This is a genomic window from Microlunatus capsulatus (assembly GCF_017876495.1).
In the GTDB taxonomy this organism is placed as follows: Bacteria; Actinomycetota; Actinomycetes; order Propionibacteriales; family Propionibacteriaceae; genus Microlunatus; species Microlunatus capsulatus.
Genome location: NZ_JAGIOB010000001.1, coordinates 464,206 through 490,883, shown reverse-complemented (window position 1 = coordinate 490,883; position 26,678 = coordinate 464,206). Strand labels below are relative to the sequence as shown.

The window sequence follows — 26,678 nt, the reverse complement described above, 5'->3', positions numbered from 1 at the left end:
CCCGGGGCTCGGCCGCTCCGGGCGCCCCCGGCGCCGCTCCGCACACTAGGCAGGGCCGGTTACCCGGACGTTTCGCCGCGGTAAAAGTGGTGGGAGGGGTGCGGGGTGCCCGACCCCTCACGCGGTGCCCGGAGTCGTGTGAGTGGACGGGAAAGGGCTCGTAACCTCGCGGCCCCCTCGTCCGTAACAGGGCTCTCCCACGATGAGGGCGTGGCCGCCGCGACCCTCACGCACTGCCCGTACTGCTCGCTGCAGTGCGGGATCTCGGTGGTGGCCGGCGACCGGCCGGCGACGCTGGAGCCGCAGCCGGACTTCCCCACCAACCGGGGCGGGCTGTGCTCCAAGGGCTGGAACGCGGCCGGGCTGCTCGACCACCCGCAGCGGCTGCTCAGCCCGCTGGTGCGGAGCGTCCCCGGGGACCGGACCAGCCCGTTCCGCGCCGCCGGCTGGGACGAGGCGCTCGACCTCGTCGCCGGGCACCTGGTCCGGCTGCAGGCCGAGCACGGCCGCGACGCCGTCGGCTGCTTCGGCGGCGGCGGGCTGACGAACGAGAAGGCCTACACCTTCGGCAAGTTCGCGCGGGTCGCGCTGGGCACGGCGATGATCGACTACAACGGCCGGTTCTGCATGTCCTCGGCGGCCACCGCGAGCAACCGGGCCTTCGGCCTGGACCGCGGCCTGCCCTTCCCGCTCGCCGACCTCGCCGAGGCGCAGACGGTGGTGCTGGTCGGGGCCAACCCCGCCGCGACCATGCCGCCGGCCATGCAGTTCCTCGACGCGGGCCGGGCCGCCGGGGCGACCCACGTCGTCGTCGACCCCCGGGCGACCGCCACGGCCCAGGGCGCGGCCCTGCACCTCGCCTCGTTGCCCGGCACCGACCTGGCCCTGGCCAACGGTCTGCTGCACCTGGCGGTGAAGGAGGGGCTGGTCGACGAGGCCTACGTGGCGGAGCGGACGACCGGGTTCGACGCCGTCCGGGCCGGCGTCGCGTCCTCCTGGCCGGACCGGGTCGAGCGGATCACCGGCGTCCCCGTCGAGTCGATGCGGCAGACGCTGCACGCGCTGGCCGGCGTCGACCGGGCCGTGATCCTCACCGCCCGGGGGGCCGAGCAGCACAGCAGCGGCACCGACACGGCCCAGGCCTGGGTCAACCTCGCCCTCGCCCTGGGGCTGCCGGGCCGGCCGTTCTCGGGCTACGGCACCATCACCGGCCAGGGAAACGGGCAGGGCGGTCGTGAGCACGGCCAGAAGGCCGACCAGCTGCCCGGCTACCGCAAGCTCGCCGACCCGGCCGACCGGGCGCACGTCGCCGCCGTCTGGGGCGTCGACCCCGCGTCGCTGCCGCAGCCGGGCCTGTCGGCGTTCGAGATGCTCGACCGGCTCGGCACCCCCGGCGGCGTCCGCGCCCTGCTGGTGCTCGCGTCCAACCTCGTCGTCTCGGCCCCCGACGTGAACCGGGTCCGCGACCGGCTCGCCGCCCTCGACCTGCTCGTGGTCTCCGACATCTTCCTGTCCGAGACCGCCGCGCTGGCCGACGTCGTCCTCCCGACCGCCCAGTGGGCCGAGGAGGAGGGCACGATGACCAACCTCGAGGGCCGGGTGATCCGCCGCCGGCAGGCGCTGCGGCCGCCCGAGGGCGTGCACGACGACCTCCACCTGATGAAGGGGCTGGCCGAGCGGCTGGGCCGGGGCCAGCACTTCTCGACCGATCCCCGCGCGGTCTTCGACGAGCTGCGCCGGGCCAGCGCCGGCGGTCCGGCCGACTACTCCGGCATCACCTACGAGCGCGTCGACGCCGAGCAGGGCGTCTTCTGGCCCTGCCCCGCCACGGCCGAGGGCGAGCCGCCGCACCCCGGCACCCCGCGGCTGTTCGCCGACCGCTTCGCCACGCCCGACGGCCGTGCCCGCTTCGTCCGGGTCGAGCACCGCGGACCCGACGAGACCCCCGACGCCGCCTACCCGCACGTGCTGACCACCGGCCGGCTGCAGGCGCACTACCAGAGCGGCACCCAGACCCGCCGGCACCCGGCCCCGGCCCAGTCCGCCGTCGGGCCCGAGGTGCAGCTGCACCCCGACCTGGCCCGCGCCCTGGGCATCGGGACCGCCGACGTCGTCCGGCTGACCACCCGCCGCGGCGCCGCGACCTTCCGGGCCAGCCTCAGCGCCGACATCCGCCCCGACGTCGTCTTCGTGCCCTTCCACTGGGGCGGGGCCTCGGCCGCCAACGCGCTGACCAACCCCGCACTGGACCCGTTGTCGCGGATGCCGGCCTTCAAGGTCTGCGCCGTCCGGGCCGAGCGGGTCGGCGCGCCCGACGACGACCACCTGCTGAGCGGCCCGCCCCTGACCGCCGACGCGGCCACCGGCAGCACGGCCCCGACGACCCGCACCGCCCCGGACCGACGACCCCCGCCCCGCCGACGTGAGGACCCCCCGATGATCAGCCAGAACCGTTTCCTGCAAGGGATCTTCCCCTTCGAGGGCGCCGGCCTCGACAAGCCGGTCCCGATCAGCCCCGAGCTCAGCCACGTCGTCCCCGACGGCGTCGTGGGCCAGGCCCTCTACTTCCGCGGCGGCAACTCCAGCGACGAGCTGGTCACCGTCGTCCTGATGCGCGACGGCGTGCCCATGCGCTACTTCCCGATGGGCGCCAAGGAGAGCGTGCACGTCCCGCTCCGCGTGGTCGAGGACGTCGAGGGCGGCTCCGTCGTCGAGCTGAGGCTGGTCGCCCCGCTGGGCGTCAGCGGCACCGTCGTCGTCGACCTGGGACTGGTGGAGCACTGATGACGAGCACCGTGGACCCCGCCGTCGACGGCACCACCGACCCGGGCGACCAGCGCCGCCGGCTCGTCGTCATCGGCAACGGGATGGCCGGCGCCCGCGCCGTCGAGGAGGTGCTGGCCCGCGGCGGGGCGGAGATGTTCGCCATCACGATGTTCGGCGACGAGCCCTACGGCAACTACAACCGCATCATGCTCAGCCACGTGCTCTCGGGCGAGGAGCACGAGGACGGCATCTACCTCAACTCCCTGGCCTGGTACGAGGAGAACGCCATCACCCTGCACGCCGGGGTGCGCGTCACCCGCATCGACCGGCACGCCCACGTGGTCGTCTCCGACGACGGCCGGGTCACCCCCTACGACCAGCTGGTGATCGCCACCGGCAGCCGCTCGTTCATGCCGCCGATGGACGGCGCCCGGCTGCCCGGTGCGGGCGGCGGGCCCGCCGGCGGTCGGCTGCTGCCCGGCATCTTCGCCTTCCGCACCATCGACGACACCCGCGGCATGGTCGAGCACGCCCGCCACGACGACCACGCCCGCGCCGTCGTCGTCGGCGGCGGTCTGCTGGGCCTGGAGGCGGCCCGCGGGCTGCAGAGCCACGGCCTGGCCGTCGACGTCGTGCACTCCGGCCGCTGGCTGATGAACGCCCAGCTGGGCCGCGAGGGCGGGGAGGTGCTGCGCCGCAGCATGGCCGACCTCGGCATCGGCATCGAGGTCAACAACCGCGTCACCGCCGTCTGGGGCCCCGACCGGGTGCGCGGGGTCCGGCTGCGGGACGGCTCCGAGCTCGACTGCGACCTCGTCGTGGTCGCCGCGGGCATCCGGCCCAACACCGACGTGGCCCTGACCAGCGGGTTCACCGTCGAGCGCGCGATCGTCGTCGACGACCAGCTGCGCACCGTCGACGACGACGACGTCTTCGCCGTGGGGGAGTGCGTGCAGCACCGCGGCCAGGTCTACGGCCTGGTCGCGCCGCTCTGGGAGCAGGCCGTCGTGCTCGCCGACGTGCTGACCGGCGCCGACCCCGGGGCCGCCTACCTGGGCTCGCGGACGGCGACCAAGCTCAAGGTGGCGGGCGTCGAGGTCGCCTCGATGGGCCTCACCGAGCCCGAGCGGGACACCGACGAGCACATCGTCTTCTCCGAGCCCGGCCGCGGCGTCTTCAAGTCCGTGGTGATCCGCGACGGCAAGGTGGTCGGCGCCACCCTGCTGGGCGACAGCCGCAAGGTCGCCTTCCTGCAGCAGGCGTTCGACCGCGGGCTCCCGCTGCCGGAGGAGCGGGCGGGCCTGCTGTTCGACCTCGGCGGGCCCGCGGAGGAGGTCGGCGCGGCCGAGCTGGCCGACGACGCGCAGGTCTGCAACTGCAACGGGGTCAGCAAGAAGACGATCACCGACTGCGTCGCCGCCGGCTGCCGGACCGTCTCCGGGGTGATGGACTCCACGCGCGCGGGCAAGGGCTGCGGCACCTGCAAGGGCCTGGTCGCCCAGCTGGTCGAGCACGCGGCGGGCGGCGCCGTCGAGGAGGACCCGGCGGCGAGCTACTACGTGCCGGGCATCCCGATGGCCAAGGCGCCCCTGATGGAGATCATCCGCGAGCAGGGGCTGCGCAGCCCGTCGGCCGTCTTCGCCGCGCTGGCCCCGGGCGGCGCGGAGGACGCCAAGTCGAAGATGGGGCTGGCCTCGCTGCTCAAGATGATGTGGGGCGAGGAGTACGTGGAGGAGAAGGACGCCCGGTTCATCAACGACCGGGTCAACGCGAACATCCAGAAGGACGGCACCTTCTCGGTGGTGCCGCAGATGCGCGGCGGCGTGACCACGCCCGAGCAGCTCCGGCGGATCGCCGACGTCGCCGAGAAGTACCAGGTGCCGATGGTCAAGCTGACCGGCGGCCAGCGGATCGACCTGCTGGGCATCAAGAAGGAGGACCTGCCCGGCGTCTGGGCCGACCTCGACATGCCGTCCGGGTACGCCTACGGCAAGTCCTTCCGCACCGTGAAGACGTGCGTCGGGCAGGAGTTCTGCCGGTTCGGGACCGGGGACTCGACCAAGCTGGGCGTGGAGATCGAGACCCGCATGCAGGGCATGGAGGCGCCGGCCAAGATGAAGCTGGCCGTCTCCGGCTGCCCCCGCAACTGCGCCGAGTCGCTCTGCAAGGACGTCGGCATCGTGGCCATCGAGGGCGGCCGCTGGGAGATCTACGTCGGCGGGGCCGCCGGCGCCCACATCCGCAAGGGCGACCTGCTGTGCACCGTCGACACCGCGGACGAGGCGCAGCTGCTGACCGGCCGCTTCCTGCAGTACTACCGCGAGAGCGCCAGCTGGCTGGAGCGCACCTACGCCTGGGTCCCGCGGGTGGGGATCGAGCACATCCGGTCGGTGGTGGTCGACGACGCCGAGGGGATCGCGGAGCGGCTGGACGCGGCCGTGCAGCAGCACGCCGACACCCACGTCGACCCGTGGACGCAGGGGCGCGAGCCGCTGACCCCGGGCCAGTTCCGGACCGCGCTGCCGCTGGAGGTGCTGCCCCGGGTGCCCGCCGACCGCGCCGAGCAGCTGCTGGGCGGTGCCTGGTGAGCCTCGCCACCCGGGCCCCGCACCGGCTGGGCCCGGTCGACCAGATCCCGTTCGGCGAGGGCCGCGCCTTCGACGTCGCGGGCGAGCAGGTGGCGGTGTTCCGGCTCCGCAGCGGCGCGGTGCACGCGCTCTCGGCCGTCTGCCCCCACCGCGGCGGGCCGCTCGCGGACGGCCAGCTCGACGCGACGGTCGTGCTCTGCCCGCTGCACCTGAACGCCTTCGAGCTGGCCACCGGCTGCTCGACCACCGGAGCGGCGCCCCTGACGCGCTACGACGTCTCGCTCGACGGCGACGAGATCGTCCTCCTGCTGTGACCCCGCCCCGCCCCCGCCCCACCGCCGACCCCACCAGGAGCCGACCATGACCACGCTGAAGACCGCCGACCCGACGCTGGACGGCACCCACCGCAGGATCGGGGGACGCTGGATCGACGACTGGCGGCCCGAGGACCCCGCGTTCTGGAACACCACCGGACGGGTGGTCGCCCGCCGCAACCTCGTGTTCTCCGTGCTGAGCGAGCACATCGGCTTCTCGGTCTGGAGCCTCTGGTCGGTGCTCGTGCTGTTCCTCGGCCCGGCCTACGGCTTCGACCCGGCCCAGAAGTTCCTGCTGACGGCCCTGCCGACGCTGGTGGGGGCCGTGCTGCGGATCCCCTACACCTTCGCCGTCGGCACCTTCGGCGGTCGCAACTGGACGATCGTGTCGGCCCTGCTGCTGCTCGTGCCGTGCGCGCTGATCGCGGTGTTCCTCGAGCCGGGCGTCTCCTTCACCACCCTGCTGGTGATCTCGCTGTTCGCCGGTGTCGGCGGCGGCAACTTCGCCTCCTCGATGACCAACATCAACGCCTACTACCCGCTGCGCCTCAAGGGCTGGGCGCTGGGCGTGAACGCCGGCGGCGGCAACCTCGGCGTCCCGGTCGTGCAGCTGGTCGGCCTGCTGGTGCTGGCCACCCTCGGCGCCACCCACCCGCGCGCGCTGGTCGCGATCTACTTGCCCCTCATCGTGCTGGCCGCCCTCGGGGCGTACCTGACGATGGACAACCTCACCCAGAACAGCAACGCCAAGGGCGCGATCCGCGAGGTCACCCGGCATCGCGAGACCTGGGTCATCTCGCTGCTCTACATCGGCACCTTCGGCTCGTTCATCGGCTTCGGCTTCGCCTTCGGCCAGGTGCTGCTCGTGCAGTTCCCGGAGCAGTTCCCGGTGCCGGTCAAGGCGGCGGCGCTGACCTTCCTCGGACCGCTGCTCGGCTCGCTCATCCGGCCCGTGGGCGGCGCGCTGGCCGACCGGTACAAAGGGTCGGTGGTCACCTTCTGGAACTTCGTGGCCATGGCCGCCGGCGCGGCCATCGTGCTGGTGGCCTCCCAGCGCGGCTCGCTGCCCCTGTTCCTCGTGGGCTTCGTGATGCTCTTCGTGTTCAGCGGCGTCGGCAACGGCTCGGTCTACAAGATGATCCCGGCGATCTTCACGGCCAAGGCCCTGCTGTCGAGCGAGAACGCGGGGGAGGACGGCGGGCTGGCCGCCCGGCTCGCCACCAAGCGCTCGGGCGCCCTGATCGGCCTGGCCGGGGCGATCGGCGCCTTCGGCGGGGTGCTGGTGAACCTGGCCTTCCGCCAGTCGTTCCTCACGCTGCAGAACGGGGACGGCGCCTACATCGCCTTCATCGCCTTCTACGCGCTCTGCTTCGTCGTCACCTGGGCGGTCTTCCTCCGCCCGCGCGCGGGCCGGCTCCAGCTGGTCTGAGCGCGCGCCCGCGGCGGCGGCCCACCTCGGGCAGGATGAGCCCGTGACCACCCACGTCGCCCTGCTGCGGGGGATCAACGTCGGCACGGCCAAGCGGGTGGCGATGCCCGCGCTGCGCGAGCTCGCCACCCGGCTCGGCTACGCCGACGTCGCCACCCACATCAACAGCGGCAACCTGCTGCTCACCACCGACGAGGACGCCGTGACCCTGCGCCGGCGGCTGGAGCAGGGGATCGAGCAGGACTTCGGGCTGCACGCGGACGTCGTGGTGCGCACCACGGCCGAGCTCGCAGCGGCGCTGGCGGCCTGCCCGTTCCCCGAGGAGGACCCGAGCCGGGTGGCGATCGCGTTCCTCGCCGGGCCCGCGCCCGCCGACCTCGCCGAGCGGCTGGCCGCGGTGGCCGCCGAGGACGAGCCCGTCGTCGTGGACGGGCTCGACGTCCACGTGCACTACGGCCACGGCCAGGCCGACAGCCGGCTGGCCCTCGCGTTCGCCGGGAAGCTGGGGGTGCCAGCGACGGTGCGCAACCTGCGGACGGTCACGAAGCTGGTGGGGCTCGCCCGGGGCTGAGGGCGACCCGCCCGGTGGAACTCCTCGAACGACCGCCCGCGCGGGGCCCGGCCTGGTAACGTTACCGGTCAGAAGAAGTGGACACCGGCGTCGACAGCGAGGGGATCGTCCGTGGTGCCGTCAGAGGCCCGGACCGGCTCAGCGCTCGGAGGCCTCGGGATCGGCGACTTTTGACCGGGGGGCAGGCGCACCAGACCATCGTTGACAACCTGTTGGCCGCGGTACAAGATCACCCCACCGGATGGCCGTCCTCGGCCGTTCCGGTCCCGTAGTAACTATTCAAAGGAGAATGGATGACCGACGCGAAAGATGCACTTGGCCGGACGATATCACGTCGATCGGTGCTGACCAAGAGCTCTCTTCTCGGTATCGGCCTCGCCAGCTCGGGCTCCGTGCTCGCGGCCTGCGGAGGCGGCAGCAGCGGCGGTCCCGGCGGTGGGACCGGCGGCGACCAGGGCGACGCGGCCACCGGCAAGGGCGGCGCTGTCACGTGGGCCTCCTGGGCCAACCCCGGTGAGGCCGAGCGCTTCCGCGAGGTGTCGAAGGACTACACCGCGGCGAACGAGACCAAGGTGACGTACCAGATCGTCACCGGCGACTACAACGCCAAGCTGCTCACCCAGCTCGCCGGCGGCAGCGCCCCGGACGCCTTCTACATCAGCACCGAGGGCATGGCGAAGCTCATCGAGTCGAAGAACCTCATCGACCTCACCGAGTTCGCCGGCACCGCCGACTCGCCCGTCAAGATCGACGCCTTCTACCCCGGCCTGCTGCCCTGGTGCAAGACGCCCACCGGCGAGGGCATCTACGGCCTGCCGGTCGACTGCAACCCGCTGGTGTTCTGGTTCAACAAGGACATGGTCGCCGCGGCGGGCATCACCGAGAACCCGCAGCAGAAGTTCGAGGCCGGCACCTGGAACCGGGACGCCCTCGACGAGTTCCTCACCGCGATCAAGGCCAGCGGCAAGCGCGGCCTGGTCCTCGAGGGCGGCTGGGCGGCCATCCTGTCCTGGCTGACCACCTTCGGCGGCACGACCTTCGACGAGAGCAACAAGGCCGTCTTCGACACCGACGCCAAGTCGATGGAGACGATGGAGTGGCTCTTCCAGCACATGAAGGACGACACCATCAGCTACGGCGGCTCGCTGCCCAAGGGCCAGGGCGTCGACGCGCTCTTCTACGCCCAGCAGCTCGCCAGCGTGCAGATGGGTCGCTGGATCCTGCCGAACCTGAAGAAGCTGAAGTTCGCCTACGACATCGCGCCCTACCCGTCGGAGGACGGCAAGAGCTTCGCGCCGGTCAACATCCCGGTCGCGGCCATGGGCGTCAACTCCAAGGCCAAGGACCCCGAGGCCGCGCAGTGGTTCGCCACGCGCTACGTCAGCCCGGAGGGCCAGAAGGCCCGTCTGTCCGGCGGCGGCAACGCGGTGCCCTCGATCCCGGGTGCCGAGGACGTCGTCACCGAGGGCGGCCTGCCCGAGCACGCGTCGTACTGGAACGAGGTCGCCAAGACCGGCTACGCCATCCCGCAGGGCATCGCCACCAAGGCCTCGGTCGCCAGCAACATCAACGCCGAGATCGACAAGGTGATCAAGTCCGGCGCCGACGCCAAGACCTTCGCGACGAAGATCTGCGCCTTCATCAACGAGGGCTAACCATGGCCACCACTGTGGAAAGCTCCACGGGCGCGCGGAGCTCGGCCGGTACGCCGGCCGAGCTCCAGCGGGTGTCCCCCAACATGAGGAAGAAGCGTCGCGCCGACAACCTGTGGGCGCTGGCGTTCCTCTCGCCGCAGCTGGTCGGGCTGATCGCCTTCATGCTCGGCCCGCTCGTCTTCGCGATCATCCTGGGCTTCTCCAGCTGGGACGGCTTCGGCTCCCGGACGTTCGTCGGCTTCGACAACTTCATCGGGGTGCTGAAGGACCCGCAGCTGCGCCAGTCGTGGATCAACACGGCCTGGTTCACGGTGCTGCAGCTCCCGGGGCTCATGATCACCGGCTTCCTGTTCGCGTTCCTGCTGCAGAAGGCCGGCCGCGTCAAGTCGGTCTACCGGGTGTTCTTCTTCGCCCCGCAGGTGACGTCGAGCATCGCGGTCGCCGCCATCTGGCTGTGGCTGCTCAACCCCGAGATCAGCCCTCTCAACACGTTCCTGGCCAAGATCGGCCTGCCGACCCCGGACTGGCTGCAGGACACGAGGACGGCCATCCCGGCCATCGCCTTCGTCTCCGTGTGGCAGGCGCTGGGCTACATGATCGTCATGTACATGGCGGGGCTGGAGAGCGTGCCGAAGGCGCTGCTCGAGGCCGCGGACATCGACGGGGCGAGCGAGTTCCAGAAGCTGCGCAAGATCACCCTGCCGCTGCTGTCGCCGACGATCCTGTTCCTGTCGATCACCTCGATCATCGGCTCGTTCCAGGTCTTCGACTACATCTTCTTCTTCTACGACACCACGGCGCCCTCGAACGCCCGCACCATCGTGTACGAGATCGTCAACATCGCTTTCCGCGAGTTCAGGTTCGGGTTCGCCTCGGCGATCGCGATCTACCTCTTCATCGTCCTCCTGATCGTGACCGGCCTCCAGCTGCTCGCGCAGAAGAGATGGGTGCACTACACAGAATGACCACCACACGAGCCGAGCTAGCCATCGACGCGGTCCAGGAGACTGAGGCCGCCGAGCACAAGGCGTCGAGGACGTCGAAGGGGGGCCCGAGCGACAGCGGCGGGCGCGGCTTCCGGCCGAGCAAGATCCCCCTGCACATCCTGCTGATCGTCTTCGCGGTCCTGATGTTCATCCCGTTCATGTGGATGGTCTTCTCCGCCTTCAAGCCGCTGGACGAGATCTTCCTGCGGCCGCCGGTGCTGCTGCCGAAGGCGTGGACGATCGACGGGTTCCGCACCGCCTGGGAGGGCGCGCCCTTCGCCACCGCCTACTTCAACAGCTTCTACATCTCGGCGTCGGTCACGATCATCACCCTGCTCACCTGCTCGATGGCGGCCTACGCCTTCGCGCGGATCAGGTTCACCGGCAGCAACGCCCTCTTCGGGGTGTTCCTGGCGACGATGATGGTGCCGTTCCAGCTGACGATCATCCCGCTGTACATCATCCTCGGGAAGCTCCAGTGGATCGACACCCACCTGGCGCTGATCGTCCCGGCCGGCCTGTTCAACGCGTTCGGCGTGTTCCTCATGCGCCAGTACGTGCGGGGCATCCCGATCGAGCTGGAGGAGGCCGCGGCCATCGACGGGGCCGGACGCATCCGGACCTTCACCACCGTGATCCTGCCGCTGCTCAAGACGCCGATGACCGCCCTGGGCATCTTCGTCTTCCTCGGGCAGTGGAACGACTTCTTCCGGCCGCTGATCTTCCTGAACAGCGAGGACAAGTTCACCATCCCGATGGTGGTGAACTACTTCAAGGGGGCCTACTCCTCGGACTGGACGAGCCTGATGGCCGCCACGACGATGGCCGCGCTCCCTATGCTGATCATCTTCATCATCGCCCAGAAGCAGATCGTCGAGGGCATCGCGCTCTCGGGGTCCAAGACCTGACGGTCGCCGACCGCACGCACGTCCCGTCCAGCGCCGGTGGAGCCTCTCCGCCGGCGCTGGACGGCGTCCGGGACCCGTCGTGGGACGATGGGCCCCTCGCCGCCGAGCCAGGAGGACCGTTGTCCCACCCCGAGCCGGACGGACGGGCCCCGTCCCGTCACCGGCTGCCCGTCGAACCACCCACCCGCGAGCTCCTCGTCGCCTCGCTCGCGTCGATCGCCGGCGCCTGCCAGCTGTTCGCCTGGGCGCTCGCCCGGCTGCCGACCTTCTTCGTCGTCCTGGGCGTGGTCCTGATGCTGACCGGTCTCGGCTTCGCCGCGTCCGCGCTGGTCCGGCACCGCCGGCTGCGCTGGATCGCCCACGTCGGAGCGGACGCCCTCACCGTCGTCAACGGGCGGCAGCGGACGGTGCTGCCGTGGTCCGAGGTCCGCGCCGTCGACTACCGCGACTTCACCCTCAGCGTCACTGGTGAGGGAGGGCGGCGGCTGGCCGCGCTCGCCGTCGACCGCACCCGGCCCGCCCACGAGGCGGCCCAGGACGTCGAGCGCGCCATCGCGGCGCAGCTGGGTGCGCGCACCTGAGGGACGCCACGACGGGCGGGGGCCGTGCCCCCGCCCGTGCGACCTCGGTCCTCAGCCCCGCGGGGCGAGGGTGAGCAGCACCGCCCGGGCGCCGGAGCCCGCGAACGTCACGGCGACCCGGCCGTCGACGACCGGCAGCTCCTCGCCCGGCTCGCCGAGGTAGCTGGCGAGGCTCGCCGCGGTGACGTCGGCGGGCAGCCGGACCTGCGTCGTCAGCCCCTCGGGGGCGTTGGAGCGCAGCCGGAGCAGCAGCCGGTCGTCGGCCTGGTGCTGGAGCCCGACGAGCTGGACCCGCGGGTCGGAGAAGCCGAGCAGCGACCCCTCCGCCGGCGGCTCGTCGCCGGGGGCCTCGGCCAGGACGGCCCGCAGGGGCTGGACCAGCGAGGCGGCCGTCGCAGCCGCCAGCGCCGGGCCGTCACCCGTCCCGGCGGCGACCCGGTAGTGCAGGTCGGTCTCGAAGCTCTGCTGCACGGGGAAGTTGGTGTCCCAGATGTTGTTGTGCACCCAGGAGAACAGCGTCCCCGGCTCGGTGCGCGGCAGCGTCGCGGGGAAGGGCACGTAGGGCAGCGCGAGATTGCCGACCTCGACCAGGGGGACCTCGGCCGTCGCCCAGCCGACGGAGCCGGCCGCGTCCTGCAGGCTGACGAAGTGCCGGATCGCCCGCATGTACTCCGCCCCGCCGGGCACCTGGCCGACCGCGGGCCCGGTCAGCCCGCCGGCGGACTCCTCGAGCACGGTCGGCTGCTCCAGTGCGAAGGGGAAGGCGAAGAAGGCGCTCTCCTTGTCCCAGGTGCTGCCCTTGGCCAGCCGGTCGGTGATCTCCAGGTGCGCGACGCCGGCCGGCAGCCGGTAGGTGACCTCCAGCCACTCCGCTCCCACCACCTGCTGGCGCAGGGTGACCTGCTGCCCCCGGGGGTCCGACGTCGCCGAGACCACCGCGGCGGGCCCGGCCACGTCGCGGCTGCTGATCAGCGCGAGGTTGCCGGCGTCGGCGAACTTGGAGGAGTTGTGGTTGGAGCGGCCGACGGTGGAGTAGCGGTCGTAGACGTAGTGGTTGAACCCGAACGGGCTCCGCGTCTCGACGAGCTCGCGGCCGGTGGCCCGGTCGACCACGGAGGACAGCGTGCCGGTGGCGAGGTCGACGGTCACCGCGAGGTGCTCGTTCTCCAGCCGGGTGGGGTCGGCCAGGGGCACCGCCGGGGCCGGCGGGGCGTCGGCCGGGCGCAGGTCGAGACGGACGTGGCCGACCGGCGGCACGTCGGCGACGCGGCAGGTCAGGTAGCGGCCCAGCGCCCGGCTGCCGGCCTCCTCGGGCCGCTCGGTGTGGGGGAGGACCTCGCCCGTCCGGGCGTCGACCACCGCCACCGGCCGGGTCAGCGGGACCAGGCCGGCGGGCAGGAACAGCTCGAGCTCGTCGGTGCGGGCGGACCCGGTGACGTTGAACGCGTAGGCCGACACCAGCGCGTCGCGGTGCCGGGGCAGCGCGGCGGCCAGCGCCTGCCGGGAGAGCTGCAGCGCCCGGTCGGAGGCGTCGACCGCGGCGTAGGCGCGCGCGACCTTCCAGGCCCACTGGTGCTCACCGGCCGAGGACCCGTGGTCGGCGTGCTCCCAGGAGTTCGACGCCCCCCACGTGTGCTCGTCCCACAGGGCCAGCTCGCGGTAGCCCGGGTCGGGGTCGACGACGGGCGCCGCCGGTGTGGCCGGGTCCAGCAGCCGGGCGGCCGCCCCCAGCGTCTGGGCGTCGGCCAGGTCGTTCTGCGCCTGCCGGGCCAGGCCGACGGGGGCGGTGGCCGAGCCGACGCCGTGGGCCCACCAGTCGTTCCAGTCGCCGGTGTGGGTGGGGATGACGTCGCCCAGCCGCTCGACGGCGTCGTCGAAGAAGGCCTCGTTGGTGGAGACGCGCAGGCGCGGCCACAGCCAGCGGCTGTTCCACTCCTCGACGATGTCGCTGACGGCCCGGCTGGGACCGGCGTTGTCGCTCCAGCGGCCGTGGGTGCGGATGTGCAGGACGTCCCAGGCGAACGGCGGGCGCTCCTCGACGTCGGTGCCGCCGTCCAGCCAGCCGAAGATGCTGCCGACGGGCAGCGGGTAGGGCCGGGTGCCCAGCGAGGCGAGGTAGGCGCCGAAGACGTCGGAGGTGACGGCGTAGTTCTCGTGCAGGCCCACCATCGGGCCCTCCATGTAGGCGAGGCCGTGCGGGGTGTCGGTGCGCCAGACGACGACCTCCCCGCCCTCGGGCCCGCGCCAGCGGAAGAGCCGGGGCATGGCCATCTGGCCGTGGCCGTCGGGGTGGGAGCGGCCGGCCCAGTTGTGGGCGACGCTGAGGTAGCGGACGCCGTTCTGGGCGAGCGCGTCCGGCAGCCCGACGACGTGGCCGGGGACGTCGGTCTGCATCGCCGAGCGGAAGGGCACGCCGTAGCGCTGCCGCAGGCCCAGCGCCGGCCGGAGCAGCTCGTGCAGCTCGTCGGTGCTGCACATCTCGCTGTGCAGGTTGAAGGGCAGGGCCGACAGGGAGATCCGGCCCTCGGCGACGCGCTGGAGGAACTCGCGCCGCTTGGTCTCGGGCCGGTTGGCGAACCAGTCCTCGACGCTGAACAGCGCCTCCTCGTTCCAGCGGAAGCGGGCCGGCTCGCTCAGCCCGTCGGTGTCGCGGACCAGCCGGAGCACGTCGTCGAGGTAGCCGAGGTGCTGGGCCCGGACGACGTGCTGGCGGTCGGTGTAGCCGATGTCGAGGTGGCTGTGCTGCACCACGTGCACGTCGTAGTGCCGGGGCGGCTGCAGCGTGGTGGCGAGGACGACGGCGTCCTCGCCCGTGCCGCAGGTGACCCGGACCGGGGTGGGGGCGGTGACCTCGGGGACGAGCAGACGCAGGCCCGCCGGGCCCACCGGCTCGGTCCGGGGCGTGACGTCGACCCCGCCCAGCTCCACCCGGACCTGCGCGGGGTCGAGCGGCTCCGCGGCGCGCCAGCCGGTCGCCGCCCCGCCGGTGCCGGGCAGCCGCTGCAGCCGGAGCGACTGCACCGTCCCGTCGCCGTCCGCGGCCACCAGGGGCTCGGCGATGAGGCCGAGCCGGGTGCTGCCGCTGGCGACGACGGCGTCGCAGGCGTGCTCGACGATCTTGCCGCGCTGCAGCGAGGCGTCCCAGACCGGGCTGGGCACCAGGAAGTCGTCGGTGGTGGCGAAGGTCGAGTCCCAGACCGGGCCGGGCTCGTCGGGCAGGACGTGTGACGTCATGGGTCGCTCTCTGGTGGACGGGAGGGTGACGGTCCGGGGCGGGGGAACGGGGTCTGCATCCCGGCGGGGCGGGACCGGGTCGACGGCCGCCCTGGTCACCAGGACGGCACGGGCCGAGTTGTTATCGTTACCAACCGGACGCTAGCACGCACGTCCGGACGTCACAACAGGCTCCGCGCGGGCGGCGCGGCGGGCGCAGTACCGTGCCCTGGTGGACCAGACGGCGGCAAGACCGGGACGGCGGCGGCGACCGGCCGCGCCGACCGTGCAGGACGTCGCCGTCGAGGCCGGCGTGAGCCCGATGACGGTCTCGCGCGTGCTGTCGGGGGCGGCGCACGTCCGCCCGGAGCTGCGCGCGCGCGTCGAGGCGGCGGTCGCCAAGCTGGACTACCACCGCAACGAGAACGCGCGGAGCCTGCGACCGGGGCACCGCTCGGGGCTGGTCGGGGTGACGATCACCAACATCGCCAACCCCTACTACGCCGAGCTGCAGCGCGGGCTGGAGGAGGTGGCGGCCCGGCACGGCCGGCGGATCCTCGTCGGCAACTCCAACGAGGACCCGGCGCTGGAGCGCCAGCTGGTGGCCGACTTCCTCGGCCGCCGGGTGGAGGGCCTCGTCGTCGTGCCCTCCGGCGGGCCGGACGCCGACCACCTGCAGCCCGCGGCCCTGGGCGGGGTGCCGCTGGTGCTGGCCTCCCGGGCGGTGCCGGGCGTCGACGTCGACACGGTGCTGGTGGACGACGTGCGCGGTGCCCGCGAGGCGACCGCCACCCTGCTGGCCGAGGGCCACCGGCGGGTCGCCTTCCTCGGCCACCGGCTCTCGGCCTTCACCGGTCAGCGCCGGCTCGAGGGCTTCCGGCTGGCCCACGCGCAGGCCGGGGTCCCGGTGGTCGACGAGCTGGTGCGGGTGGGCCAGCAGGACGCCGCGTCGGCCCAGCAGGCGCTGACCGCGCTGCTGGAGCTCGACGACCCGCCCACCGCGGTCTTCAGCGCCAACAACCGCAACACCGTGGGGGCCATCCGGGCGATCGCCGCCCGGGCGGCCACGGGTGGTCCACCGGTCCGGCTGTTCGGCTTCGACTCCTTCGAGCTGGCCGACCTGTCCCCGGTCGCCCTCTCGGTCGTCGACCACGACGCCCGCGAGCTCGGTGCCCGGGCGGCCGGGCTGCTCTTCGAGCGGCTGGAGGGGACCGTGCCCCGCGCGCCCGCCCGCCTGGTCGAGCTCCCCGTCGTCCTCCGCGAGCACCTGCGCGACCGCTGAGGCGACGATGGAGTGCTGGCCCCGCTCGTGGCTGATAACGTTACCAACCCAGGCCGCCGGGGCGGTGGCCCGAGCCCGACGCCGGGCCGCGCGCCCCACCCCGACCGAGAGGCGCCGATGCCCCACCCCCTGCCCGCCGAGTCCGTCCCGGGCGCCTACGACACCGCACCGACGATCGTCCTGCCGCCCGGGCACCACGCCTGGCTGGGCGACGAGGCGTGGCAGCGGCTGGCGGACGCGGTGCGCGGCCCGGGCCGGACGATGGCCGTCGACACCTACCCGGGCTGCGACCTGCCCGGGGTGCTCGAGCGGCTCCGTGCCGTGCTGCCGGAGGCGACCGTCCTGGACGTCGAGGAGGCGGCCGCCCTCGCGCCGGAGGAGCTCGAGGCGCTGGTCCGCCCGGGCCTCACCGACGACCGCGTCTTCGGGGTGCTGAGCCACCACGTGCTGGCGGACTTCTACCACCCCGAGCGGCTGGCCGCGCTGGCCCGCGAGGTGGTGGAGCGGCCCGGACCCGTCGTCGTCGTCGGCTGGGGGGCCGCGCTGGTCCCCGTGGACTTCGACGTGCTGGTGCTGGCCGACCTCGCCCGCTGGGAGATCCAGCAGCGGCAGCGCGCGGGCGCACCCAGCTGGCGGGCCGCCGACGCCGACGACGACGCGCTGCGCAAGGTCAAGCGCGGCTACTTCCTCGAGTGGCGGGTGGCGGACCGGCACAAGCGCACCCTGCTGGACCGCGTCGACCACGTGCTCGACCTCAACGGCCCGGTGGCGGCGGCCAAGCTGGTCGACGGCGCCACGTTCCGCACCGGCCTGGAGCTCGCGGTGCGGCAGCCCTTCCGCGTCGTGCCCTTCTTCGACCCCGGCGTCTGGGGCGGCCAGTGGATGCGGGAGGCGTTCGGCCTGGCCGAGGCGCCCAACTACGCCTGGTGCTTCGACTGCGTGCCCGAGGAGAACAGCCTGCTGCTGCAGGTCGGCGAGCACACCGTCGAGCTGCCGGCCCTCGACGTCGTCCTCGCCCAGCCCCGCGCGCTGCTGGGCGAGCGGACCTACGCGCGCTTCGGCGCGGAGTTCCCCATCCGCTTCGACTTCCTGGACACCGTCGACGGCCAGAACCTCTCGCTGCAGGTGCACCCGCTCACCGACTACGCCTTCCAGACCTTCGGCCAGCCCTACACCCAGGACGAGAGCTACTACCTGCTCGACGCCGGCGAGGACGCCGTGGTCTACCTCGGGCTGCGCGAGGGCACCGACCCCGAGGAGATGGCGGCGGCGCTGCGGACGGCCGCCGAGGGCGGCACGCCCTTCGACGCCGAGCGCTTCGTCGGCACCTACCCGGCCCGGCGCCACGACCACTTCAGCATCCCCGCCGGCACCGTCCACTGCTCGGGGGCGGACGCCATGGTGCTGGAGATCTCGGCGACGCCCTACCTCTTCACCTTCAAGATGTGGGACTGGGGGCGGGTGGGCCTGGACGGCAAGCCGCGGCCGATCCACCTCGACCACGCGCTCCGCAACGTCCAGTGGGACCGCGACAGCGCCTGGACGCGGGAGAACCTCGTCGGGCAGGTGCAGCAGGTCGCCGAGGGGGAGGGCTGGGTGGAGGAGCGGACCGGCCTGCACGCGCTGGAGTTCATCGAGGTCCGTCGGCACTGGTTCGACGGGCCGGTGCCCCACGACACCGAGGGGACGGTCAACGTGCTGAACCTCGTGCAGGGGGCCGAGGCCGTCGTGGAGAGCCCGGACGACGCGTTCGCGCCCTTCGTCGTGCACTTCGCGGAGACCTTCATCGTGCCGGCCGCCGTCGGCCGCTACGTCGTCCGGCCGCACGGGGCGGGCGTCGGCCAGCGGCTGGCCACCGTCAAGGCCTCGGTGCGCGGGACCGCTCAGCCGTCCTGACGGGCCCGCCAGACGGCCGCGCCCACCAGCGGGGCGTCCTCCTGCAGGGTGGCGGCCGACAGCGGCGGGACCTCAGCGCCGCTGTCGGCGATGCCGGCGGCCAGGGGCCCCTCGAGCAGGTCGAACGAGCGGGCGATCGCGCCGCCGACCACCAGCCGGGTGGTCCCGAAGCGCTGCAGCGACGGCCCTACCGCGCGGCCGAGCGCGTGGAACGTCGGGTCCCACGTGGCCCGGGCGTCCGCGTCGCCGGCGCGGACCGCCTCGGCGATGCCCCGGACGTCGGTGCTGACGCCGGTCCGCCGCCGGTGGGCGGCCACCAGGGCGCGGGTCGAGACGGTGTCCTCCAGCGGTCCGCCGTCGACGGTGAGCAGGTGGGCCCAGCCGTGCGGGGGCACGTCGGGCCCGTCCTCGACGGGCTCGCCGTCGGCCAGCCAGGCCGAGCCCACCCCGGTGCCCAGGGTGAGGCAGACGAAGCGGCCGGCGGGCGCCCCCCGGTCCGACCACTCGCCGAGGCCGTAGGCGACCGCGTCGTTGACGAAGCGCACCTCCGCACCGGCCACCCCGAGGCGGCCGGCGAGCGCGGCCCGCAGGTCGACCCCGGCCAGCGAGGCGAACTTGGCCACGTCGGCGAAGTCGCCCCGACCGCGGGCGTAGTCGAAGGGGCCGGGCAGGGCGACCGTCCAGGAGGACGCCGCCAGCGGGGCCGCAGCGGCGGCGAGCGCGTCGAGGAGCTCCTCGCGGGGCGCGGCGGGGTCGAGCGCGGACGTCCGCCGGTCCTGCAGCCGGAACGGCCCCGTGCCGACCGCCAGCGCTGCGGTCACGTGGGAGCCGCCGACGTCGACCACCCCCACGGGGCGGTCCGCCGCCGGCGCTGTCGGGGCGGGCGTGGGCGTCGGGGCGGCGGGCACGGACCCATCCTGCCGTCCCTCAGGCCGGCGGGTCCTCGATCAGCACCAGCGCGTTGCCGTCGGGGTCGCGCAGGCTGAGCATCGGCGGCGCGACCTCCATCCGCAGCACCTCCCCGACGTCGACGCCGGCCGCGACCAGCCGGGCGTGCGCGGCCTCGGCGTCGGCCGTGCCGAACCGCGGCGCGACCGGCATCCCGCCCGCCTCGGTGAGCAGCACGATCGCGACGGGGGAGCCGGGCGGCACCACCTCCACCCAGCGGCCGCCGGGCCAGAGCTCGACGTCCGTGCGGAGGGTGCAGCCGAGCACGTCGACGTAGAACGCGATGGCCCGGTCCTGGTCGGCGACGCGGACGGCGACGCTCAGCAGTCTCGTGGTGGTGGTCATGCTCCTCCAGACCAGCCCGCCGTCCCGGACTCACCGGCCGGCCCCGGGGACGCTGCTGCGCTGTGCCGTGAACTCACGGCACAGCGCAGCAACATCGTGGTGCAGGTCGGACGGCGGCGGGTCAGCGGCGCTGGCGCGCCATCCACTCCCAGATCGAGATGCCGTTCTTGCGGGGGTCGTTGCGCGCGACGTAGATCCAGGACCAGTGGCCGGGGTACTCGTCGCCCTCCCACGTGACGTCCTCGTAGAGCGACAGCAGCGCCCCGGGGATCAGCTCGGACGCCTTGACCGTGTTGGCGATCGGGTCGATCGTCTGGTCGTTCCTGGCCGCGACCAGCCAGGACGGCGTGTCGATGGCGCGCAGCTGCGCGTCGCTGATCAGCTCGTCGGTGCCGCGGAAGGCGCCGACGACGCCGCAGATGGGCACGGCGGCGGCGAAGAGCTCGGGGTAGACCACCTCGAGCTTCAGCGTCATGTAGCCGCCGTTGCTGCAGCCCGCGACGTAGATGCGGTCGCGGTCGACGTCCTCGGCCTTGACGACCTCGGCGATCACCTGGCGGATCTGCGGGGCGAAGCGGTCCCCGTCCTCCAGCCAGAACGAGGTGCTCTGCGGGGCGACGACGTACGCCCCGCCGAAGATCTCCTGCGCCTCGTCGGTGGCGAAGCCCAGCGCGCCGCGGTTGGCCCGCAGCGTCGTCTCGTTGTCGTAGTAGCCGTCCGGCAGCGACGCGCCCTCGCCGCCGCCGTGCAGCCAGACCACGAGCGGCCGCTTCCCGCGCCCGCGGTGGTGGCCCCGGCCGCGACGCTCGGGGGAGAACAGCCGGTACTTGAGACCGGACGCGGAGGTCCGGTAGCGGAAGGCGTCGACCTCGGGGTCGGAGAGCCGGCCCTGGACGAAGCGGGGGATGGTGACCTCGCGGCGGCCGCGCAGCGCGAGCGGCTCCTCCTGGGTGATCGTGTACTCCAGGTCGAGGACGACGTTGCGGCCGCGGGAGGCGAAGTAGCCGAGGGTGCTGGCCCCGACCGCTTCCACGCCGGACTCCAGCTCGAGGACGACGTCGCCGCGGCGGTCGACCCGCGCACCGGTGACGGTGCGGGGCTCGTCGAAGTTCAGCGTCGCCTCGCCCGCGGGGATGGGGCTGGTGCCCTTCGCGCGCACCGTGAAGGTGCCGGTGGTCAGGCTGCGGGGGTCGACGCGGCCGAGGCGGCTGGTGGCGATGGTCAGCGAGGTGACCTGCTCGCCGCCGTCGAGGACCTCGGCGTTCAGGGTGAAGCCGATCGCGCGCTGCGGCCGGCGGGCGGCCAGGGCGTCGGCGGCGGGCAGGGCTGCGGCGACAGCTCCGGCTCCGGCTCCGGCCAGCAGGGTGCGGCGGCGGATGGGTGCGGCCATGGGGACTCCTTCGTCCAGGGGGGTGAGGCTGCTCGAGCGGGCCCAGGTCTACCACAATGCGCGTGCGGCGCGGAAGATCGGGACCGCCGGACGTGGACGCCCCTGAGTGGCCAGGTCGGCCCCGGGGCGCGCCCGGGCTGCGGCCCGTCGACGGCGACGGCCGCTGCCGGCGCGGTGTCGGCCGGGGCGGTGTCGGGAGCGCCTAGACGATCCGCTCCACCGACCAGTTGGAGACGACGTGGGTGACGCCGAGGTCCCGGATGGCCTGGTTGCCGAGCTCGGTGGCGTCGAAGCGCGCCCCGCCGCGCCAGGCGCCCAGCCGGGGCGGGCGGCCGGCGGCGCGGGTCAGCCGCTCCACCACCTCGGTCACCTCCGACGCCACCGTCCCCGGGCTGATCTCGACGGCCGAGCGGTGGGTGGCGGTGTGGAAGCCCAGCTCGTGGGCCGTGGCGATCTGGGCCAGGTCCTCGTCGGTGACCCGCGGGCCCTCCTCCAGGCTGGTCCAGCGCACGGGGTAGAACCAGGCCCGGATCCCCAGGCCCGTGCAGAGCTCGGCCGCCCAGTGCGCGGTGCCGGCGTCGCCGTCGTAAAAGGCCAGGGCCACCTGGGGCCCGGTGCCGTCGCCGTCGGGGTCGTAGGGGTCGCCGAGGTCGAGCATCCGGCGCACGCGCTCGCCGGCCTCGCGCCGCGAGTCCGCCGGCACCTCGTGGAAGTTGAGGGCCAGCAGGTGCGCGCCGGTCTCCTCACCTCCCAGGTCGCCGGTGTCGAAGAGCCGGAGCCCGAGCGCCGACTGGCGCAGGTAGCCGGCGGTGCTGAACAGGTCCGGCGCGGGGTCGGCGCCCAGCGACGCGTCGGTGTGCAGCAGCATCGGCACCCCGATGCCCCGCTCGTCGTGGTTGAGCACCACCGCCGACAGGCCGGCGGTCGAGGGTGAGGTCATGGCCACAGTCCACCACGGCCGCCCGCGCGGGGTGCGCCTACAGTCACGGTGTGCTTTCTCCTGAGCCCGGCGACGCCGCCCCGGACCCCGCGACCACCGCCTACGCCAGCACGCTCGGCCGCCTCGGCGAGCTGGTGCAGCTCGAGCTGTCCGGTCTGGACCGGCTGGGCGTCCCCGTCACCAGCTGCTCGCTGCTCGCCGACGGCCGGGTGGTCTCGCACGGCAACGGCTACGGCCGCACCAGCGCCACCGCGCGGCGCGGCGGTCTGGGCGAGCTGGCCGAGGGCGTCCTGTCCGCGCTCGGCGTGCAGCGCCTGCGGGAGCGGGCCCGGACCGGGAGCCACCGCGAGCTGCTGGCCGCCGAGGGCGCCGACCGGGTCGCCGACCCGCGCACCCTCTGCCTGCCGGCCGGCTCCCCCTGGACGCCGGACCTCCCGCTGACCTGGCTGCCGATGCAGCGGGTCCGGACGGGGGAGGACGTGCTGGTGCCCGTCGAGCTGGTGGCCAGCGAGCCCGGCGAGCTGCCGGCCGGGACGACGCCGCTGCTCACCCCCGTGACCAACGGGCTCGGCGCCGGCCAGGACGCCACCCGGCCGGTGGCCCACGGGCTCCTCGAGATCCTCCAGCGGCACACCAACGGTCTGCGCTTCCGGGCGCTCGACGCCCGCTCGCCCGAGATCGCCAAGGACAGCCTGCCGCCCGCCGTCGCCGCCCTGGTGGCCGAGCTCGAGGCGTCGGGGGTCGAGCTGGTCCTCAAGCACGCCGGCACCGAGCTGGGCGTCTGCTCCACCTACGTGATGGGCGTCGACCCCACGCCGGGCGCGGCGATCCAGGTGACGGCGTGCGGCGAGGCGGCCGACCCGTCGGCCGAGGCGAGCCTCACCAAGGCCGTCCTCGAGTACGCCAACTCCCGGGCGCGCAAGGCCTTCATGTTCGGCCCGCCGGAGGCCTCCCGGCCGCTGGCGCCCGCGTCCTACTGGGCGGCGGTCGAGGCCTCCGCCGGCGGCGGCGAGGCCCGGGCAACGGCGGCCATGACGGCCTGGCGCGACCTCGGCGTGGACGCCCTGCGCACCCTGACGGCTCCCGACCGCTCCCGCACGGTCCGCTACGAGGACGTCGTCACCGGCGCCCCGGCCCTCGACGGGCCCGACGCCCAGCTCGGCCACCTGCTCGAGCAGCTGGCCGACCACGACGTCCTGGCCCACCGGGTCACCGTCGACGACGTCACGGTGGCCAAGGTGCTGGTGCCGGGGCTGGAGGTCGAGACGCTGTCCTACGGGCGCCTGGGGGAGGTCAACGCCACCCGGCTGCTGGCCACCGACCTCGACCTGGTGCGCCGCCAGGACGGCCCCAGCGACAGCCACCACGACCGGGTGCTGCTGACGCCGGAGGCCGAGGAGCGCCTGGGCGGTCCGGTCTGGTACTCCTACGCCGCCGCCGACCGCGTCGTCGGCCCGCTGTACCCGCTGTACCGGGAGCCCACCCGGCACTCGGTCACCCTGCCCGCCGGCTGAGCCGACCCCGTCCCGGTCCCGGTCAGCCGGCGGCCGGCGACGGCGGCACGGGCGGGTAGGCGCTCCGCTCGCGGACCAGCACCGTCAGCGCCAGGGCGACGGCCACGCCCACCACGGTCTCGACGGCCCGGTCGCGGACCAGCGGGCCCGCCGGGTGCGCGACCGCCAGCTGGCCCAGCAGCAGGGCGAGCGGGGTGACGCAGACCAGCGCCAAGCCGTAGTTGCGGCCCACCAGGAGCTCGGCCCCGACCTGCAGGGCCACGACCACCGCGACGAGCGCCAGCCCGCGCAGCGGCAGGGCCAGCAGCAGCGCGGCCAGGCCCAGCCCCAGAGCGGTGCCCAGCAGCCGGTGGGCGCCGCGGACGAGCTGCCCGGTGAGGTCCCGCGCCGCCATCGGCACCACGGCCGAGACCATCGCCCAGTAGGGGTGGCCGATGCCCAGCCCCGTGGCCAGCCCGCCCGCCACCAGCACGGCGACCACGTAGCGGACCAGGTGCAGCCGGACCCCGCGCTCGGCGAGCAGGTGCCGGACCCGGCGCCGGTCGGCGTCCGTCCGCGGGGGCGCGGCCCGCCCCCGCCAGCCGACGGTCCCGACCAGGACCGAGAACAGCGCCGAGGCTCCCGCGACGACGGCGGCGGTGCCGACCTGGCCCGTCGTCGCGGGCAGGGCGGCGCAGGCGGCGAAGGCGAAGACGACGAACAGGGGTCCCGGAGGGTGCCAGTCCTGGGCGTCGGAGACCAGGGCGACCAGGCCGGCCAGCAGGGCGGCGCAGGGGACGGTGAGCCAGGCCCGCTGGTCGCTGGTCCCGACGACGACCCCGCCGGTGACCGCGGCGACCAGCACGAGGGCCAGCGTCAGCTGCATCCGCAGCCGGCTCAGGTGGACGCGGTTGCGGCCGTAGAGGCTGGTGAAGGCGCCGAACGCGGCGTAGATCGACCACTCGGGCCGGTCCAGCAGCTGCAGCACCACCAGCGGCACCAGGACCGACGTCCCGGCCCGCAGGGCGACCCGGTGGGCGCCGGCGTGCGGGGCGACGCGGACGAGCCGTCCCGCTCCCGCCCGACAGCCGCTCACCGTCCCACGCTAGACGGGACCCATCGCCCGGTCCGCCCGGGCCTAGCCGCCGACCCGCCCCGACGGCGACTCGGCGTCGGCGGCCAGCAGGGCCGGGGCGCCGCTGCCGTCGGCGGGCACGGTCCAGACCCCGACGGCGCCGGTGGCCGGGTCGAGCCGGCCGTAGGCGATCGTGGCGTCGTCGAGCCAGGAGCCCTGGTCGTCGACGTCGGCGGTCTCGGCCAGCGGGGTGCGGCGGCCGCTGCCGAGGTCGTAGACCTCGAGCCGCCAGGTCAGGTCGGGGAGCCGGTGCTTGTAGACGAGCCGGGTGCCGTCGGGGGACAGCGAGGGGCACTCGACGCCGTCGGCCAGCACGGTGACGGTCTCGCCGGCGAAGTCGCCCTGCACGAGGTAGAAGTGCGAGCCGGTGGCCATCGTCGCGTAGAAGGTGTTGTCGTCGTCGGCGAAGCTGACGCCCCAGAAGTTCGCGTCGACCGGCGGCTTCCGCGCGCGGCCCTCGTCGTCGGTGAGGCTGAAGTCCTCGAGGCTGGTGGTCAGCACGCCGGTCTCGAGGTCGAGGATCCCCGACCGGGTCGAGAAGCCCGAGCTGGTGTAGGAGTCCCCGGACACGAACACCGTCCAGGCCACCACCCGGCCGTCGGCGGAGATCCGCGCGCGGGTGGGCACGCCGTTCACCGGCAGCGTGCGCTGCACCGCCAGGTCGGCGCCCAGGACGTCCAGGACGAAGGTGGCCGGGGAGGCGGGGTCGGGGCGCAGGCAGACGGCGCGGCCGCCGGCGGCGTGCACCCGGGAGCAGCCGGCGGCGGTCTGCCCCCGGCTGCCGTCGGGCCGGACGACGGCCAGCCGGCCGGTGGTGGTGTCGCGGACGACGACCCCCGGGGTCGTCAGCGTGACGGCGGGGTCGACCGCGACCTCCGGGGCCGAGCGGGTGAGGGCCCACAGCACCGCGGCGGCCAGCAGCACCAGCGCGGAGGACCCGGCGACCAGGACCCGTCCCCGGGTGGACAGCGTGCTCACCGGACCCGCCCGGGGGAGCGCAGCAGCAGTGCGCAGCAGGGCAGCAGCAGCACGGCCACGGCCGCGGCGGTCAGGCAGGCCGCCGCCACGCCGGCGTTCTGCCACAGCAGCCCGAAGACCACCGACGACACGACGTAGGCCAGCGCCTGGCCGGTCTGCAGCAGGGCGAGGCCCGTCGTCCGCAGGGCCTCCGGGATCAGCGGCACGGCCAGCGCGGAGAGGACCCCGTCGGTCGCGGCGTAGTAGGCGCCGTAGAGGGCGAGCACCAGCCACAGCGGGCCGGCGTCGGTGCTCAGCAGCAGGTACACCCCGAGCAGGCAGGCGTAGCCGCCGACGACCACGGGCCAGCGCCCCACCCGGTCGGCCAGCCGGCCCAGCGGCACGGCGAGCACCAGGAAGGCCAGGCTGGTGCCCACCGCCAGCAGCGGGAACACCCGGACCGGCAGGTCGTCGCGGTCCTGCAGCACCAGGTAGACGAAGCCGTCGCCGACGGTGACGAGGCCGAGCAGGGCGGCGACCACGCAGAGCCGGCGGAAGGCGCCCGCGTGCAGCAGCCGGCGGGCCCGGAGCCGTCCCGGTGCGCTCAGCACGGGCTCCGCGCCCGGGGCCGGCTCCAGCGCGGCCGCCGCGGCGGGCTCGCGGACGAACAGGGTGAGCACCACCAGGCCCAGCAGGCCGGCGCACAGGCTGCCGACGAAGACGACGGAGTAGTCGGTGGTCCCGGCCAGGGCCAGCAGGCCCAGGGCGGCGACGGGCCCGAGGAAGGCGCCGACGGCGTCCATGGCCCGGTGCACGCCGAACGCCTGCCCGAGGTCGCGCTCGGGCACCGAGGTGGCGATGAGGGCGTCCCGCGGGGCGGTCCGCAGGCCCTTGCCCGTGCGGTCCGCGGCGATGACGGCCCCGACGCCGACGGCGCCGTTCGCGCCCAGCAGCCCGAGCTTCGCGACGGCGGACAGCCCGTAGCCGACGAGGGCGACGACCTTGCGGCGGCGGAAGCGGTCGGCGAGGTAGCCGCCGACCAGCCGGGTGAGGGCGGTGGCCCCCGTGTAGAGCCCGTCCAGCGCGCCGTACTGCGCGATGCTCAGGTGCAGGCCCAGCACGAGGTAGGCCGGCAGGACGGCGGTGACCATCTCGGCCGAGACGTCGGTGAGGAGGCTGACGACCCCGAGGGCGAGGACGTTGCCCGTGGCGACCCGGCGCAGCGAGCCGCCACGCAGCCCGGCGCTGCGGGTGACGTCGGCGAGGTACATCCGGGCCGGC

The 26,678-nt window shown here is 74.1% G+C and carries 20 protein-coding genes; 12 read left to right on the top strand and 8 right to left on the bottom strand.

Annotation, left to right across the window (positions count from 1 at the left end; translation table 11 throughout):
• Positions 1-210 precede the first annotated feature (210 nt).
• From JOF54_RS02260 to JOF54_RS02220, 9 genes are all read left to right on the top strand, one after another.
• Complete coding sequence (locus tag JOF54_RS02260) at positions 211-2,784, top strand: molybdopterin oxidoreductase family protein (RefSeq protein ID WP_307803742.1); 2,574 nt, start codon at positions 211-213, stop codon at positions 2,782-2,784.
• Positions 2,784-5,354, top strand: a complete 2,571-nt coding sequence (gene nirB, locus JOF54_RS02255; protein ID WP_210052610.1) for a nitrite reductase large subunit NirB — start codon at positions 2,784-2,786, stop codon at positions 5,352-5,354. Before JOF54_RS02260 ends, nirB begins: the two co-directional genes overlap by 1 nt.
• Positions 5,351-5,668, top strand: a complete 318-nt coding sequence (locus tag JOF54_RS02250; RefSeq protein WP_307803741.1) for a Rieske (2Fe-2S) protein — start codon at positions 5,351-5,353, stop codon at positions 5,666-5,668. The genes nirB and JOF54_RS02250 overlap by 4 nt, the downstream gene beginning before the upstream one ends.
• A gap of 46 nt (positions 5,669-5,714) precedes the next feature.
• The gene (locus tag JOF54_RS02245; protein ID WP_245357933.1) at positions 5,715-7,097 is read left to right on the top strand and encodes a nitrate/nitrite transporter; all 1,383 of its coding nucleotides are present in this window, start codon (positions 5,715-5,717) and stop codon (positions 7,095-7,097) included.
• 43 nt (positions 7,098-7,140) lie between these two features.
• Entirely contained in the window at positions 7,141-7,668 is a 528-nt protein-coding gene (locus tag JOF54_RS02240) for a DUF1697 domain-containing protein (RefSeq protein WP_210052608.1), read from the top strand.
• A gap of 341 nt (positions 7,669-8,009) precedes the next feature.
• Positions 8,010-9,323: an extracellular solute-binding protein gene (locus JOF54_RS02235; protein ID WP_307803740.1), complete on the top strand. Its 1,314-nt coding sequence runs from the start codon at positions 8,010-8,012 to the stop codon at positions 9,321-9,323.
• Positions 9,324-9,325: 2 nt separating this feature from the next.
• Complete coding sequence (locus tag JOF54_RS02230) at positions 9,326-10,288, top strand: carbohydrate ABC transporter permease (protein ID WP_245357931.1); 963 nt, start codon at positions 9,326-9,328, stop codon at positions 10,286-10,288.
• Positions 10,285-11,217 (top strand): carbohydrate ABC transporter permease, encoded by a 933-nt coding sequence (locus JOF54_RS02225; RefSeq protein WP_210052604.1) that lies wholly within the window; start codon positions 10,285-10,287, stop codon positions 11,215-11,217. The genes JOF54_RS02230 and JOF54_RS02225 overlap by 4 nt, the downstream gene beginning before the upstream one ends.
• A gap of 119 nt (positions 11,218-11,336) precedes the next feature.
• Positions 11,337-11,798, top strand: a complete 462-nt coding sequence (locus tag JOF54_RS02220) for a PH domain-containing protein (protein WP_210052603.1) — start codon at positions 11,337-11,339, stop codon at positions 11,796-11,798.
• Between the two features lie 51 nt (positions 11,799-11,849).
• On the opposite strand, the gene JOF54_RS02215 is transcribed toward JOF54_RS02220, so the two are convergent.
• On the bottom strand, positions 11,850-15,032 hold the full coding sequence (locus tag JOF54_RS02215) for a glycoside hydrolase family 38 N-terminal domain-containing protein (RefSeq protein ID WP_210052600.1): 3,183 nt from the start codon (positions 15,030-15,032) through the stop codon (positions 11,850-11,852).
• A 211-nt stretch (positions 15,033-15,243) separates the two neighbouring features.
• Here JOF54_RS02215 and JOF54_RS02210 point away from each other — a divergent pair, with 211 nt between their 5' ends.
• Both JOF54_RS02210 and JOF54_RS02205 read left to right on the top strand, forming a co-directional pair.
• Positions 15,244-16,293, top strand: a complete 1,050-nt coding sequence (locus tag JOF54_RS02210) for a LacI family DNA-binding transcriptional regulator (protein WP_307803738.1) — start codon at positions 15,244-15,246, stop codon at positions 16,291-16,293.
• Positions 16,294-16,410: 117 nt separating this feature from the next.
• Positions 16,411-18,189, top strand: coding sequence for a class I mannose-6-phosphate isomerase (locus JOF54_RS02205; RefSeq protein ID WP_210052598.1), 1,779 nt, complete (start codon positions 16,411-16,413; stop codon positions 18,187-18,189).
• Here the strand turns inward: JOF54_RS02205 and JOF54_RS02200 are convergent.
• From JOF54_RS02200 to JOF54_RS02185, 4 genes are all read right to left on the bottom strand, one after another.
• Complete coding sequence (locus JOF54_RS02200) at positions 18,177-19,097, bottom strand: ROK family protein (RefSeq protein WP_210052596.1); 921 nt, start codon at positions 19,095-19,097, stop codon at positions 18,177-18,179. The two genes, JOF54_RS02205 and JOF54_RS02200, sit on opposite strands and share 13 nt — an antisense overlap.
• 19 nt (positions 19,098-19,116) lie before the next feature.
• Positions 19,117-19,482, bottom strand: a complete 366-nt coding sequence (locus JOF54_RS02195; RefSeq protein ID WP_210052594.1) for a VOC family protein — start codon at positions 19,480-19,482, stop codon at positions 19,117-19,119.
• Between the two features lie 121 nt (positions 19,483-19,603).
• The gene (locus JOF54_RS02190; protein ID WP_210052592.1) at positions 19,604-20,872 is read right to left on the bottom strand and encodes a prolyl oligopeptidase family serine peptidase; all 1,269 of its coding nucleotides are present in this window, start codon (positions 20,870-20,872) and stop codon (positions 19,604-19,606) included.
• A 202-nt stretch (positions 20,873-21,074) separates the two neighbouring features.
• Positions 21,075-21,812 carry a polysaccharide deacetylase family protein gene (locus tag JOF54_RS02185; protein WP_210052589.1) on the bottom strand — a complete coding sequence of 246 codons (738 nt, stop codon included), beginning with the start codon at positions 21,810-21,812 and terminating at the stop codon, positions 21,075-21,077.
• Between the two features lie 50 nt (positions 21,813-21,862).
• On the opposite strand from JOF54_RS02185, the gene JOF54_RS02180 reads away from it, so the two are divergent.
• Complete coding sequence (locus tag JOF54_RS02180; protein WP_210052587.1) at positions 21,863-23,326, top strand: YcaO-like family protein; 1,464 nt, start codon at positions 21,863-21,865, stop codon at positions 23,324-23,326.
• 22 nt (positions 23,327-23,348) lie between these two features.
• On the opposite strand, the gene JOF54_RS21360 is transcribed toward JOF54_RS02180, so the two are convergent.
• Genes JOF54_RS21360 through JOF54_RS02165 form a run of 3 tightly spaced genes read right to left on the bottom strand, consistent with a single transcriptional unit; the run spans position 23,349 to position 26,668 of the window.
• Positions 23,349-24,401 carry an FUSC family protein gene (locus JOF54_RS21360; protein ID WP_210052586.1) on the bottom strand — a complete coding sequence of 351 codons (1,053 nt, stop codon included), beginning with the start codon at positions 24,399-24,401 and terminating at the stop codon, positions 23,349-23,351.
• A gap of 42 nt (positions 24,402-24,443) precedes the next feature.
• Complete coding sequence (locus tag JOF54_RS02170; RefSeq protein ID WP_210052584.1) at positions 24,444-25,418, bottom strand: TolB-like translocation protein; 975 nt, start codon at positions 25,416-25,418, stop codon at positions 24,444-24,446.
• Entirely contained in the window at positions 25,415-26,668 is a 1,254-nt protein-coding gene (locus JOF54_RS02165) for an MFS transporter (protein ID WP_210052582.1), read from the bottom strand. The genes JOF54_RS02170 and JOF54_RS02165 overlap by 4 nt, the downstream gene beginning before the upstream one ends.
• Positions 26,669-26,678 lie beyond the last annotated feature (10 nt).

What these genes read in the sequence shown, in the direction of transcription:
- JOF54_RS02230 (WP_245357931.1), top strand. Translation starts at nt 9,326, where the DNA reads ATGGCCACCACTGTGGAAAGCTCCACGGGCGCGCGGAGCTCGGCCGGT.
- JOF54_RS02195 (WP_210052594.1), bottom strand. Translation starts at nt 19,482, where the DNA reads ATGACCACCACCACGAGACTGCTGAGCGTCGCCGTCCGCGTCGCCGAC.
- JOF54_RS02225 (WP_210052604.1), top strand. Translation starts at nt 10,285, where the DNA reads ATGACCACCACACGAGCCGAGCTAGCCATCGACGCGGTCCAGGAGACT.
- JOF54_RS02245 (WP_245357933.1), top strand. Translation starts at nt 5,715, where the DNA reads ATGACCACGCTGAAGACCGCCGACCCGACGCTGGACGGCACCCACCGC.
- JOF54_RS02165 (WP_210052582.1), bottom strand. Translation starts at nt 26,668, where the DNA reads ATGTACCTCGCCGACGTCACCCGCAGCGCCGGGCTGCGTGGCGGCTCG.
- JOF54_RS02205 (WP_210052598.1), top strand. Translation starts at nt 16,411, where the DNA reads ATGCCCCACCCCCTGCCCGCCGAGTCCGTCCCGGGCGCCTACGACACC.
- JOF54_RS02215 (WP_210052600.1), bottom strand. Translation starts at nt 15,032, where the DNA reads ATGACGTCACACGTCCTGCCCGACGAGCCCGGCCCGGTCTGGGACTCG.
- nirB (WP_210052610.1), top strand. Translation starts at nt 2,784, where the DNA reads ATGACGAGCACCGTGGACCCCGCCGTCGACGGCACCACCGACCCGGGC.
- JOF54_RS02185 (WP_210052589.1), bottom strand. Translation starts at nt 21,812, where the DNA reads ATGACCTCACCCTCGACCGCCGGCCTGTCGGCGGTGGTGCTCAACCAC.
- JOF54_RS02190 (WP_210052592.1), bottom strand. Translation starts at nt 20,872, where the DNA reads ATGGCCGCACCCATCCGCCGCCGCACCCTGCTGGCCGGAGCCGGAGCC.